The 14,487-nt window shown below is 37.9% G+C and carries 9 protein-coding genes; 4 read left to right on the top strand and 5 right to left on the bottom strand.

Going from position 1 to position 14,487, the window contains the following annotated elements; translation table 11 throughout:
• Positions 1-92 precede the first annotated feature (92 nt).
• Complete coding sequence (locus KZP23_RS15925; protein WP_226332779.1) at positions 93-887, top strand: LytR/AlgR family response regulator transcription factor; 795 nt, start codon at positions 93-95, stop codon at positions 885-887.
• A gap of 624 nt (positions 888-1,511) precedes the next feature.
• On the opposite strand, the gene KZP23_RS15920 is transcribed toward KZP23_RS15925, so the two are convergent.
• From KZP23_RS15920 to KZP23_RS15900, 5 genes are all read right to left on the bottom strand, one after another.
• Positions 1,512-2,024: a GNAT family N-acetyltransferase gene (locus tag KZP23_RS15920; protein ID WP_226332778.1), complete on the bottom strand. Its 513-nt coding sequence runs from the start codon at positions 2,022-2,024 to the stop codon at positions 1,512-1,514.
• A gap of 770 nt (positions 2,025-2,794) precedes the next feature.
• Positions 2,795-3,175: a nuclear transport factor 2 family protein gene (locus tag KZP23_RS15915; RefSeq protein ID WP_226332777.1), complete on the bottom strand. Its 381-nt coding sequence runs from the start codon at positions 3,173-3,175 to the stop codon at positions 2,795-2,797.
• 70 nt (positions 3,176-3,245) lie between these two features.
• Entirely contained in the window at positions 3,246-4,079 is an 834-nt protein-coding gene (locus KZP23_RS15910; protein ID WP_226332776.1) for a helix-turn-helix domain-containing protein, read from the bottom strand.
• 170 nt (positions 4,080-4,249) lie between these two features.
• The gene (locus KZP23_RS15905) at positions 4,250-5,344 is read right to left on the bottom strand and encodes an alkene reductase (protein WP_226332775.1); all 1,095 of its coding nucleotides are present in this window, start codon (positions 5,342-5,344) and stop codon (positions 4,250-4,252) included.
• A gap of 728 nt (positions 5,345-6,072) precedes the next feature.
• The gene (locus tag KZP23_RS15900) at positions 6,073-6,837 is read right to left on the bottom strand and encodes a LuxR C-terminal-related transcriptional regulator (RefSeq protein ID WP_226332774.1); all 765 of its coding nucleotides are present in this window, start codon (positions 6,835-6,837) and stop codon (positions 6,073-6,075) included.
• Positions 6,838-7,010: 173 nt separating this feature from the next.
• Between KZP23_RS15900 and KZP23_RS15895 the strand changes: the two genes are divergently transcribed.
• From KZP23_RS15895 to KZP23_RS15885, 3 genes are all read left to right on the top strand, one after another.
• Entirely contained in the window at positions 7,011-9,815 is a 2,805-nt protein-coding gene (locus KZP23_RS15895) for a WG repeat-containing protein (protein WP_226332773.1), read from the top strand.
• An 87-nt stretch (positions 9,816-9,902) separates the two neighbouring features.
• The gene (locus KZP23_RS15890; RefSeq protein WP_226332772.1) at positions 9,903-11,648 is read left to right on the top strand and encodes a WG repeat-containing protein; all 1,746 of its coding nucleotides are present in this window, start codon (positions 9,903-9,905) and stop codon (positions 11,646-11,648) included.
• Between the two features lie 16 nt (positions 11,649-11,664).
• A complete protein-coding gene (locus KZP23_RS15885; protein WP_226332771.1) occupies positions 11,665-14,463 on the top strand; it encodes a WG repeat-containing protein in 2,799 nt (932 codons plus the stop codon).
• Positions 14,464-14,487: the final 24 nt, after the last annotated feature.

The following is a 14,487-nucleotide window of genomic DNA, read 5'->3' as shown; positions in this document are numbered from 1 at the left end:
ACCCTATGCTGGCGAATTATTATGCCCAGTTGGGACTGTTGTTTGGAGCTTCACCACTCAGGGAATATTTTTCAATCTAAACTGGATATTTTGTGGCTAGAATTCAATACCCATTCAATGATGTTTATTTCAGGATATCACTGTCTGCAGCCTATGCCTTATTTCTATGCATACAAAAGGCTTTCTTAAGTGGATATATCGGCCTTCATTACTCAGAAGCATTAATAAATTTCTGCCTTTATACCCTGCTTTGCTTTCTCCTTATGGAGCTCATATTAAGGGTAACCTTACATCTCGACAAGGTCAGTGATTGGCGGTCAAGACCCTTTACCAGAACATTCAGTCAATTATTCCTGGGGCTGGCCTGTCCTCTTTTGCTAGAACTCTACCTGGCCAAGCTGGTCCGGGCCTATTTCCCCAATATTCTCCTGGACAAAGGAGGATTTTCTTATCCACAAATAAGCATATTTGTTCTTTTGGTCAACCTGTATTATACCTGCCTCTACCTCATAGGCCTGAAGACAAGTAATCAATTAAGCGAAAGAAAGGCCAGAAATATTTTGGTGGTTCATTCTGGGCATAAAAACATCCCCTTACAACAATCAAAAATCAGTCATATTCTCCGTGTAGGGGAATTGGTGCAGGTAATAACTTTGGACCAAGAAAAATATACCTGCAATTATAGCTTGGATGAACTGGAAGAGTTATTGGGAAATCAGGATTTCTTTAGGGCCAACCGTCAAACTATTGTCAATTATTATGCCTGCAGACATTTTGAACCTGCTGAGTATGGAAAATTAAAACTGGAACTAATTCCAAAATCTCCCCAGCCAATAACTATCAGTCAGAAAAGGGTAAAAACATTTAGAAAATGGATCAATCAGTGAGCCGCAAATCAATTTCCTATACCTACAATGAACAGAAACAAGAAACTATCTACCCTTTCCCCCTTCCATATCCGCCAAATAAAATTTGGACGTTCCCTAGATGTTCTCTCTATATATCCTCTTTATTCCCTCTCAAATCCCCGTCCTAAACATCGACATTGCTTCTCCAATAAACTATATCCGTTGTCCTGACAGCTGAGCTACGCCACCGCGCACAGCTGCAGGGCTACCTAAACTTGAGTCTCCTACTCAGCTATTTCCTTCCATCTCAAGACGCAATACTCATAGCTCCCCCCCACCTGCGGTTTCACTTCTCCCTAGTATCTTTCTACCATATACCTAGGGGATGTCTTGGGGATACCTTGTCTTCAGGCAAATTCTTTCTTGGAAATATTCTGCATTCAAATTATGCTATCACAACTTAAAAGCTGTAATCCCCCATATTCATAGAGAAAAACGGGAAAAGCTTTCACCTTAATTACACCTTTCACAGTACCACTCGTTCAACTGTGCATTCAGAATCACTTGCCAAAGGTTAGGCCGAGTTCTCCAGAAAAGTTTACATGCTTTGGAAGGATTGACCGTTCCGGCCATCGTAATGCCTAGTTTTTACTTCATTGCTTTTTAATTCAGTTTTAGTTTCATCATTATGTCAGTTTGTTCATCATTTCCCAATTTGAAAATATGCTGGTCAAATGCTACAAATCCATTTTTCTCATAAAATCTAATTGCTCTTGGGTTTTGTTCCCAAACACCCAACCAAACATAATCTAGTTTTTTTTCTTTGGCTAATTCAATTGCTTTGTCGTAAAGAATTTGTCCGACTTTTTTTCCGTGAAATTCTTTAAGGACATAGATCCGTTCAATTTCGAGTGCGTTTTCATCCTTTATTTCGGTTTGTGATTGTCCTATATTCACTTTTAAATATCCAATCACCTTGTCGTCAAGTTCTGCAAAATAGAATTCAGCGCCTTGGTCCTTCAGTTCCGATGTGAGTTTTTCAGTCGAAAACCCGTTCTCCAGATATTCTTTCATATCCTCTTCACTGTTTTCAGAAGAGAATGTCTCGGCAAAAGTCAACTTTCCGATTTCTTTTAGTTTTCCAATGTCTTGAATATTTACTTTTTTAATTTCCATTTATGCTTCCTATCGTTTTTTCAGCTTTTGACTAACGTAATAAAAATAGGTTAAATATGGAATGTTTAAAGTCCCAAATTATCATTTGTAAGCCCGATTTCATCTATTTGCTTCTTTATCCTCTAGTAATAAGCCCCATCTTGGCAAGAAAATATTCTGAACGGTAAGACCTGTCGATCTATCACACCGTTAGAACAGAAATTTGCTCTGGAAATTTGGTATGGCTTGAACCGAAAGGACTGGCACTGTTTGTCCAAAAAAGGAGGGGACAATTCAAACCGTTATATTCAAAAAAACACCAAATAAAATTTGGACGTTCCCTAGACGTTCCCACTACGTCTCCTCGATGTTCCCTCTATATCTCCTCTTCACTCCCTCTCATCCCCCCCTTTCCTTCGCTCACCCCCTGCCCCCCTGAAGGGAGAATCCCACCACAAACGTCATTGCGAACGTAGTGAAGCAATCCCATATCCAATAGACAATACGCTTTGCTGCGGCTTCCCTTCTCCCTAACATCTTTCTACCATATACCTAGGGGATGTCTTAGGGATACCTTGTCTTCAGGTAAATTATTTCTTGGAAATATTAGATGTTTTAACAATCTCGAAACAATTATTAAATCCGGACATGGGAATTACAAATTCCAAGGATATTAGGATGAAGAAGCATCCTTCACACAGTCTACTGTTATAGTTAAATTTAAATTAGCCTTTAACGAGTCGTCTCATTATTTTTCAGGAAATCAATCCGCAATTATCTGATTTTACAGATCAATTCCTTATTCTGTTCATTATCTCCCTGCTTTTAACAGTATCATATATTATCTTTAAAAATCGTATCTCGTCCGATTGGTCAAATTCGATTATATCTACCACATCAAAATCAGCGACCTCGTCATTTTTCAATGTCCATTTGTAATTAAAGTACAAGGCGATGCTATTGGAGACCTTCTCTTCAAAAACTCCCTTTAGCTCCAAAACTGAATGGGTAGTATCAGAAAGCAAGGCTTTGTAAAATTCAGAAGCTTTCATTTTTCCATACAATGGGGACTCTACTGTACCCTTTTCGGCAAATAATGAAATGATTTTATCTGAATCTCCTTTTTCCAAAAATTCGATATATTGATGAGCTATTTTAATTCTGTTTTCCATTTTTTAAAGTTCAATTTAATCCTGTCCTGCCTATTGCCCAATTTCCCGACAGCTTCCAATGGAACAGGCTCTATTGTCCATTGTATTGTTTTGGTGTCAGACCTGTCACCTTTTTAAAGGTCTTGGTCAGATGACTGGTATCAGTAAATCCAAATTCCAGGGCTATTTCCTTTAATTTCACTCCCCCTACTGCCAAGCGCTTTTTTATCAGCGACACACGGTATTGATCAAGATAACTTTGGTAGGAAATATTAAAGTGTCTCTTGAAGTAATTGCTAAAATAGGTGGTGGAAATGTTGAATTTGTTGGACACTTTACTGACCCCAAGTTTATTTCTATCGTAGATATTTTCATGTATATAGGAAAGCAATTTTTCAAAGTTTACCCCATTCATACTTTGGTTTAGGTTTCTTTCCCTTAAAATCTCTCGAATCATCCCAAAAATACTCAGTAGCTGGTAGTAAACAATCGGGGAATTGCTTGCATCCAGGGAACTGGCATATGCCACCAGATTATGTACTGTTGACTTCAAGATGTTGTCACATGGTGGTTTGATACAAATCTTTACCTCTTTCAGCCATTTCATTTCCATTAGGATTTCCGGAGATCCCACACGGAATTCATCAGGTGCCAAATGCTGCTTGCTTTCAAAATAGGACTCAGTAAACTTAATATAAATAAAGTGTGTGGGCTCATCGATCTGAAAAGAATGATAATCCCCAGGAGCGATCAGAAATAGATTTCCCCTTTCGTATGGCACAACATCCTCATTGAATAAATGTTTTCCTTCACCGGAATTGATATATACCATTTCATAATAGCTGTGGGAATGATGAGAACAACTGAAGCTAGACTCCTCTACCTCCTCAATAATCAAAGGGTCAAACTGTTTTAATATGGCCATGGTCAGCTATTTTATCAATCAATTTGTTTCGAGCTAATAAAATTTACCTTTCAATGATTTATTGTCTTTAAACCACATGCCTCCCAAGGAGAGCAAGCGAATAGGATAGGACTTGGTCTTACTATTCGCTTGTTACCTCGACAGGAAAATCAACTACTACAATTTAGTAGTCACAAAACCTCGTGACTGTTTTCATATTTGGGATAATCAATATATCCCTCTGGAGAATTCCCATAATATAAATCCCTTTTGCCCTCTGCCAATGGATAGTTATGTTTAAAACGCTCCACCAGATCTGGATTTGCTATCAATGGACGGCCAAATGCGGCAAGATCAATCAGGTTCTTTTCGATCATTGCAAATGCCCTCTCTTTGGTTAAAAATCCTGCAAAAATGATATTTCCACTATACCATTTTCTGAATTTTTTGATGAAATCATAATGTTCCCTATATAAATCACCTTGGTCATGTAGATGAATATAGGCAATTCCTCTTTTTGATAGTTCACTGGCAAGATACTGATAGGTATCTTCAATTTCATCAAATATTGCCATATCATGCTGGGTACCAAATGGAGAAAACCGAATGCCCACCCTATCAGACCCAATCACAGTAGCTATCGCATCTACTACCTCCAAAGCAAAACGTGCCCGTTTCTCAATGGAACCACCATAAGCATCTTTACGTAGATTCGTGCACGGGTTTAAGAACTGGTCAATGAGATATCCATTGGCAGCATGAATTTCAATCCCGTCAAAACCGGCTTCCATAGCATTTTTTGCAGCTGCAACATAATCCTTGACAATTTCACTAATTTCCGCAGTTTCCAATGCACGAGGTACGGATACCTGCACCCTACCTTCCTCACCATCTTCTATTCCCCATGCTGTGCTGTTCTTTGCCTGTATTGCCGAAGGTGCCACAGGGTCAAAATGGTTAGGTTGATTAGAAATATGGGCTACCCTTCCCACATGCCAAAGTTGGGTGAATATTTTCCCTCCCTCTTCATGAACGGCATTCGTTACCTTTTTCCAGCTTTGGGTCTGTGCCGCATTGTATAGGCCAGGCACGTAAAGGTACCCCATGGATGATGCAGAAACAGAGGTTCCTTCTGTAATGATCAGTCCGACAGATGCCCTTTGTTGGTAATATTCAGCGTTCATGTCTGTCATTATACCATTGCTTGATCGTGTACGGGTCATTGGTGCCATTACAATCCTATTGGATAATTCCAGTTTTCCTAACTTAAAGTTATTGAATATCATAGTCCTTTGTTTTATTTTTTCACAAAGGTATTTGGACTAAAACCCAATTAAAGGTAAATAGATTTCATTTTTAGGTATAATTATTTCAAATATCATAATACCCTACATAGGGTATTCAACCAATCAAAACACGCTTCAAAAAGTACCACGTTTTCCAAAAATTTAGCTAAAAGTAAACGTATAGTATACTAGGGGTATACTAGGTATGGGAACATCCATAGGGGGACGAGCGTAAAGAAATCAGTCAGTGACTGTTTTAGCGAGTAGCCAGCTTGCAGGGCGGCCCCTCTCTTTTACCTCCAAAACCACCAAATAAAATTTGGACGTTCCCTAGACGTTCCCACGACGTCTCCTCGATGTTCCCTCTATGTCTCCTCTTTCCTACTACCAGCTTACAAGATGATAATTCGTCCGGAATAACGAGGATTAATGTCCCTAGAATAGTTGGTAATGGTACTTAACTCATCCTTTCGGGATAGATAATTATGACAGCTAGATGCTTAGATTAAGTTCATGTGATAGTTGAAAGTTTCAACAAATTTATTCCTTCTGGGAATAATATTTTAAAGTTTTAAGGAAAAAGCCCTTTTAGTTGAATACAAGGCTCTTAAGTGGATAATCAAAGATAGTAAGGTAATGATTTGGTAACGGTGTTTATTGCTTTGCTTTTCAACACGTTTCCGTCAGCCCATAGCAAATATACCCATTTTAATTACTGTAGATGCAAATCATATCCACCCCTTTTCCAACCCCAACTTTACCAACTGTATAACCGAGTTAGTGCCTGTTTTCTTAAAAATATTTTTACGGTGGGTAGCTACCGTATGCGGGCTTATACCTAGTGTTTCGGCAATATCTGCTGACTGACATTCATCTACCAATAGTCGGAAAACCTGTATTTCCCTTTTACTGAGAATACTTTTGTGTGGAATCAGTGCCTGAACAGGGTGTATGTCAATATATGAAGGTTCGCCCTCCAATCCCATTATGGACAGCACCATCTTGTTGCTTTGTTTCAGGTCGGTAATATCCGTGAATATACAGAAGGTCCGCAGTACCGCCCCACCATCATCACTTTGGATAACTGCTACCTGTTGTAAAAGCCTTTTTATCATACCGTCTTTGCAACGAATGCGGAAATCATAGCGGGTTTTGTACTTAAACACTTTCTCGGGTGACAGACTTTGCCAGAACTGGGTAATGGTCGCTTCAAAATTCAAGTATTGCTGTATATCGTCCGGATGAATAGTTTCTAAAAATTTTTGCGAGTTAAATTCCTCTGTTGAATAGCCCAGCAATTTGGTGACGGACTCGTTCATATGCTCAATTCTAAATTCTGGCGGACTGAAGACAAAGTAACAATAATCGCCCACCTGAAAAAGGTTAAGCATTTTTTTGTAGATTTCTATCTCTATCTGTAATTCTTCGGGCTTTTTATGCTGTCCGATTTCTTTCCAGATATGTCCTGCCTTTTTTAGTATGAGTTTATCCATCTACTGTTCGGTTTTCATCGTTTAGGGAGTTTCAAGTTACAAAAAACGAGAAAAAACTTATAAAATTATCCAAAACAATACCCTATGGAGGGTATTGTTCTGTCTTTGAAAAATGCTGAACTTACGCCCGTAACCACTTATATGGATAAAACAAATATAAGATACAGAGGACTATGAACACAAAAAACCTTATAATACCCCTTACAGTACTCCTACTTTGCTTTGCGGGCAGCGTGGCTTTCGGGCAACATACACAAACCCACAAGGTTAATTTTTCCGATATAGACGGCTTTTCGGGTGAAGTGAACTTTACATCTTCCCGTCATAGTTTTGGGACAACATTAAAGGGGAAAGGTACTACACTTGTTCTAAAAAACTATCGTTGCACACCCGAAGAAAAAGAAGCGTTGAAAAAAGCAGGGATAGATTTTTGGGGATACTCCGGTTATAGTCCTAAAACATTTGGCGTATATGTAGAAGGAAGAGCTTATGTTAATATGGTTAGAGGGTATTCTTTTAATCGTTACGCCAAAAGCCCAAAGATACTGCACTTAAACAACGGTTTGGGCGATGAGGTTTCTTTTGATTTTGACGAAGACACAAAAGAATATGAAACGGAATGGAAAAAAACACGTCCTGATAAAGTCCTTTGGTTAGAAGAGGGCGGCTTTAGTGCAGACAAAGTTACAGAGCTATATCTTTCCGACCTGAAAAACGAAATAGACCGCATACTCTACGCTGCCAAAAAGGAAAAACAAAAAGAGGAACAAGAAAAGGCAGAACAAAAAATGCAGGAAACCGAAGCCAAAGAATCAGAGACCTCTTCGGACGGTAGTGGCGGTTCTTCCGACAACAGTGCTGTAAAAGAAGAAAAAAGCGATAACAACTATACGGACACGGAACCAAAGGAAAGTGGTAGAAAAGGTGCCCAAACCGTTTACTATCCCAAAACCAACCGCCAGCTCTACGACGAGCTGAAAGCATTGACCGATGCCACCCCAGCTCTGCTCAACGACCCGAATGTTCGCTCCCAATTAAGAAATTACAAAGCCTTTGCCGATAGAGACGGGAGGAATATACAAGCACTTAAAACTTCGCAAATGATAAGTGGAGGACGCTATAACCCAGCAGTTTCAAATTATCTTAACCAAACATTGGCGACCAATGCCGAAATCGCCAATGTAGAGATGGGAGTAGGAGCAGCAGTAGATGCCGCAACCGAACTGATAAATAATATTGTCGAAGCCAATAATAGAAAAGAGCAGGAAAGGGTGGCGGAAATACAACGGGCCAATCAAAATTTTGATGCAAAGGCCAAGGCTTTAGACAATTATAGAGTACAATTAGCCAAAAACAGGCAAGAATTTGAAGAATCCATTAAAACAAAGATTATCGAAAATTATGACAGTCGTTATCACGAATCCATTGGCAAATCATTCTCCAAAGGATTTACGGTATTAAATGGAATTATACGCTACGAAACAGAAGTCCCTGTTCGTTCCAATGACCCTACAAAAAAGCCCTACTTTGAGAAAAAAACCAGGCATGTAGGCTCCTATGTCGACAAATCGGTTGAGGGGGGATATTTCTACCATCTGTATGTTGTAAAGAAGGGAGGAAAGTATGGTATATTAAATGATTATGCAGAGCCGATCTACCTTCCTCAATTTGATGACATAAAAGCTCTTTCGTTAACCAAAAAAGATTATTCGGAGAACCGTTACTCGCTTAAAGACCTTTCTCCTCGTTTTTTGGTTAAAATTAACGATAAATGGGGAGAGGTCTTGTCGGATGGCTCAGTTTCCGAGGAGATTAAATATGATGGCATCTGGTATTGTCCCAATTATCAAATAATACTGAAGCTGGGAGATAAATGGACCATAAAGCCTATCGGCAGGAACAATAACGAAGAAGGCAGAAATTTTACGACATCCCAGATAAAGGAAAAGTTTGACATAGAGCTTATCCCTATATATATGGGATATAGGGGGAACATGAACAGTCCTTTCTCAAGCTCACCCAGACAAATGGTAGAAAATGTCTTAACGCTTGATGGAAAAGAACATACATTAATGTTATATACCTCTGATAAGGACATTTTTCCGGTTAAAAAAGAGTTGGGTGTAATATACGCAAGACATAGTCTTATCGGTGAAGACGGTACTAATGTTTGGATATTTCCTTTTAAGGATGATTGGTATCAAATTTCCTTCAAGGAAGTAAACTTTGATGAGTATACAGATTATCATCTCAAAAAAATGCCTGATGAATTTCTTTCTCCTATAGCTAGTGGAAGCACCTATCTTAAAAATTATCATGATATAAGGTGGGGAGTGATAAACCAGAATGGAGAACTGGTAATTCCAATCGAAAACAAGTCTCTGGAACTTTATGATAAGCTAGGCTTTAGAACAGAACAAGGTTATTATGACAACGACGGTGTTTTTTTTACAAGTGAGGAAATGTTCTTGGAAGGTTTTTTAAAAAAAGAGAATCCTTCGTTAAATGATGAAGAACCTGAAATGCTGAATAATGCATTTTCTTTAATAACTATCAACAACAAAAAAGGGATTGTAGATGCAAGGAACAATATAGTTGTTCCCATAAAATATGATGAAATTGGAACCAAGTTCAATGAAGAAAATATGACTTGGTTTAGGGATGGAAATCATTATGGAATGGCAGATGTTTTTGGAGGAGAAGTATTTCGCATAGAATTGCCATCCGAAAAGAAACCTGAAAACATTGACGACTTTTATTTTTTGGGAGGTTTATATTTTTCTGGTAATGACAGTAAGAGTTTCATTGAATTAAAAGGAAATACCATAGCTATACACAATACAGCCATCTTAGGTTTGAGACCTACCGATTTTAACGAAGAGAATGTAGATGTAGAAGTGGCAAGGTATTTTTATTCTAAAATTCCATCAACAAGTATCTGGTATGATTTGGCACAGATGCGGCTTAAATATCTATAGTAATTACATTTTGAAGAACTTGCCAAAGAGTACAAAGTAAAACCCATTATGTGATAATTAAAAGAGTAAAATTTTAAAAACTTAATTATGACAACAAAAATACAAAATATACTTACAGTACTCCTACTTTGCATTGCAAACCTTACGGTTTTCGGGCAACAAACACAAACCCACAAAGTTGATTTTTCCGATATAGACGGCTTTTCGGGTGAAGTGAACTTTACCTCTTCCCGTCATAGTTTTGGGACAACATTAAAGGGGAAAGGTACTTCACTTGTTCTAAAAAACTATCGTTGCACACCCGAAGAAAAAGAAGCGTTGAAAAAAGCAGGGATAGATTTTTGGCGATACTCCGGTTATAGTCCTAAAACATTTGGCGTATATGTAGAAGGAAGAGCTTATGTTAATATGGTTAGAGGGTATTCTTTTAATCGTTACGCCAAAAGCCCAAAGATACTGCACTTAAACAACGGTTTGGGCGATGAGGTTTCTTTTGATTTTGACGAAGACACAAAAGAATATGAAACGGAATGGAAAAAAACACATCCTAATAAAGTCCTTTGGTTAGAAGAGGGAGGCTTTAGTGCAGACAAAGTTACAGAGCTATACCTTTCCGACCTGAAAAACGAAATAGACCGCATACTCTACACTGCCAAAAAAGAGAAAGAAAAAGAGGAACAAGCCAAAAAAGAAGCCGATGAAAAACAAAAGCAGGTAACTGATTTGCTTTCCGAAGCACAAAAAGCATTGTGGAGCGGCGATTTGGAAAAAGCCAAACCCCTTTTGGACAAGGCTTATAAATTAGACCCCTCAAACCAAACTGTGCAAAAGCTTTCTGGGGAATATGCCCAAAAGAAAGACGAAAAAGCCAAAAAAGAATTAGACGACAAAATCGCCGAAGGCAAAAGAGAGCGGGAAACCTCTGCAGGCAATACACAGAATACCAACAATTCGTACAGGCATAACAACGTATCTGCAACCCAACAAAAAATAGCGACGATAGACAAAGCACATAGTGAGTTTAACAACACCATTGACCAAGCGTTTGAATCATCTCGGCAAAAGACAAAGGAAGCCCAGCAAAAATCCAGAGATTATTGGGAAGGAATGGAAGGCAGAGTAGCAGCACTAACAGAAGAATACTCAGAAAAGTACAGAAAGGAAGAAGAAGAATTCAATGCAAAAGAAGAACAAGTAAAACAAGAGTACCATAAACGAGAGCAGGAAAGAAAACAGCTGGCAGAAATAGCCCTAAAAAATAGAGAAGAAAGTAAATATGATTATACTGGTGAGTTTACAGACGATGGGGTAGCAGTAGTAATGGTTAAAGTTGGTGTTAATTACGGTAAATATGGATTAATAGATAAAACAGGGCAAGAAATTGTTCCTCCAAAATATGATTATATGGATGAGTTTTCAAAAGACGGTTTAGCTGTTGTAAAAATAGGAAGCTACCCTAATGAAAAATGTGGCTTCATTGATAAAACCGGCAGAGAAATAACGCCGTTGAAATATGATATTGCATCTTCATTTTCTGAAGGAATGGCTATGGTTGGTTCGAGGAATTTAGATAATAAGAATAATAAGGTGGGATTTATAGATACAACCGGAAAAGTGAAAATTGCCTTTAAATACCACTGGGCAAAATCTTTTTCAGAAGGATTGGCAGTGGTACTGGTTGATGATAAGGGATCGGGGTTTATAAACAAAGAGGGACAGTTTGTAATTTCACCAATATACGACCTTGCCCATTCCTTTTCTAACGGCAAAGCAAAAGTAGAGCTTGATGGTAGAGAATTTTATATTGACAAAACCGGTAAAGAAGTTAAATAGTAAAACTTAAATAGTTATGAGAACAAAACTACAAAATATACTTACAGTGCTCCTACTTTGCTTGGCGAACCTAACGGTTTTTGGGCAGTCGTCAACCAAAGCGGAATTTACCGTTGATGTGAAGCCTACTGGAAACGGCTGGGAAGTAACTTCTCAAAAGTTTGAGGTAGTTGTTATTCCAGCATACGAGCGAAGTGGGGCGAAATATACACCAAAAGGTAGTACTGTAAACGTAATTCCGGTTAGTGAAAATAAACAGAATTTGGTGAAGCAAATCCGGTACAACGGACAGACTATAAACGTTCCACCAGACTATAAAAACACTATCAATGCCAATGCCTCCTTTTTTAGCGGCTCTATCCGCTCGATGACCATTACTGTGAGCATCAATGGAAGTTCCTATACGAAAGAGTTGGAAATATATGGGAACCGCAAATTTGATATTTCCATTAATGTTCCTGCAGGTGAAAAGCCGAATTTTGCGATTGGCGGTTTTCAGGTTCTTGATGTGAAGTTTGATGATAAAAAGGTAAAAGCTGTTGTGGACGGAATAAATGTTTTTAATTCCGCAAAAGACGAAAAAGCCAAAAAAGAATTAGACGACAAAATTGCCGAAGGCAAAAAAGAGCGGGAAACGTCAAACGACCGCACACAAAATACCAACAATTCATACAGGTATAACAACGTATCTGCAACCCAGCAAAAAATAGCAACGATAGACAATGCACATAGTGAATTTAATAAAGCCATTGACCAAGTTTCCGAATCCTTAAGAAAAGAGTCACGAGAACACCAACAAAAATCTGCGGATTATTGGGATAAGACATTGGCGGCTGGTAAAGCAGAAGAAGAAAAGTGGAAAGCTGCAAGAGAACAAATTACAAGAGAAAAAAGAGATAGAGAAAGAAAAGCAGATGAAACAGCTAATCGTCGGGATGGTATAATGAGTGAAACGCTTGCTCAAAGGAAATCAGGAGAGTACGATTTTATAGGAAATTTTTCAAAAGAAGGATTAGCGAGAGTCCTTATTACAGCTTATGATAATCAAACTAATATGAATTTTTCTAAATTCGGGTTTGTTGATAAAACAGGTAAAGAAATAATTCCCCTAAAATACGATGGTGCTGAGGATTTTTCCGAAGGTTTAGCATTGGTATATATTGGTTATGGTCTAGACAATATTAAAATTGGCTTTATAGATAAATCGGGAAAAGAAGTAATTCCTTTACAATATAATTGGGCTTATTCATTTTCGGAAGGATTGGCTCCTGTGAAATTGAACCGTAAATGGGGATTTATAGACAAAACAAGGAAAGAAGTCATTCCTTTTAAATATGATGATGCTTATCCTTTTTCTGAAGGCTTGGCTTATGTCGGAAACGACGAAGGTAATTACGGTTTTATAGATAAAACAGGAAAGGTTGTAATTCCTTTCAAGTATAGTTATATTAAAGATAACTCTTTTTCTGAAGGAATGGCGGTTGTAAGACTCTATTCTTATTCTGTAAGAACTGACAAACATACTGAAAAGTATGGTTTTGTAGACAAGACAGGGCAGGAAGTAGTACCCTTAGAATATGATTTTGCCGAACCTTTTAAAGGTGGAAAAGCCAAAGTGAAACTTGATGGTAAAGAATTTTATATTGATAAGAAAGAGATAGAGGAAAAACAGCAGGAAAAAATACGTTCTCAAATTGCACAAGGTATAGCACCCGACCAATACGATGAAATGGGCAAGTTTTCAAAAGAAGGTTTGGCTTATGTAAGCGTTAGTGGAAAGTTTGGTTTTATAGATAAAAACGGTAAGGAAATCATTCCACCGAAATATGATGCTGTTAGTCCTTTTTCCGAATATTTAGACGGCTTATCTGTGGTAATGCTAAACGAAAAAATAGGTTCTATTGACCCTACGGGAAAAGAGGTTATTCCCCTAAAATATGAAAGCTTTCATTCCTCAAATGGTTTAGCTATCATGAAATTCAATAATAAAATGGGTATTATAGATAAAACAGGAAAGGAAATTACGCCTTTCAAATATGAAGGTATTGGTGAGTTTTCAGATGGTCTGGCTCCTGTGGTATTAAATGGAAAATATGGATTTATAGATAAAACAGGAAAGGAAGCTATACCTTTAAAATTTGACGGAATTGGTCATGAAGGTTTCTCCGAAGGTTTGTCTCAAATTGCTCTTTCCAATAAATGGGGATATATTGATAAATCTGGCAAAGAAGTGATTCCTGTAAGGTATGAGTTTGCTGGTTCTTTTTCAGAAGGAATGGCTGCTGTCAAAATGGATGGTAAATGGGGATTTATAGACAATACAGGGAAAGTAATCATTGAAATTCGATATGACATGGCAAACTCTTTTTCTGAAGGGCTTGCACTTGTAAATATGGGTGGAACGTGGGAATTTGACGAAAGTAGCTACGATTTCCAACCAGCACAAGATCAATTGGGAAAATATGGCTTTGTAAATAATGCCGGAACTGAAATTATTCAATTAAAATATGACTTTGCATGGGCTTTTAATGATGGATTGGCTATGGTAGTATCTAATCAAAAATGGGGATTCATAGGTAAATCTGGCGAAGAAGTAGTTCCATTAAAATATGATAGAGTAGAAACTTTTCAAGATGGTTTAGCAATGGTAATGCTTGATAATAAAGTTGGTTTTGTAGACCAAACAGGCAAAGAAGTAATCCCTTTAATTTACGATGGTGCAGAACCTTTTTATAACGGTAGCGGAAAAACCACAGTAAAGCTCAATGATAGAGTTTTTTATATAGACAAATCCGGAAAAGAAGTTCGAGAGTAAACTTTAAAACTAAAAATATGAAAG

The sequence above is a fragment of the Echinicola marina genome, from assembly GCF_020463795.1.
In the GTDB taxonomy this organism is placed as follows: Bacteria; Bacteroidota; Bacteroidia; order Cytophagales; family Cyclobacteriaceae; genus Echinicola; species Echinicola marina.
Note: the sequence above shows the minus strand (reverse complement) of the source record. Positions and strands in the feature narration are given on the sequence as shown.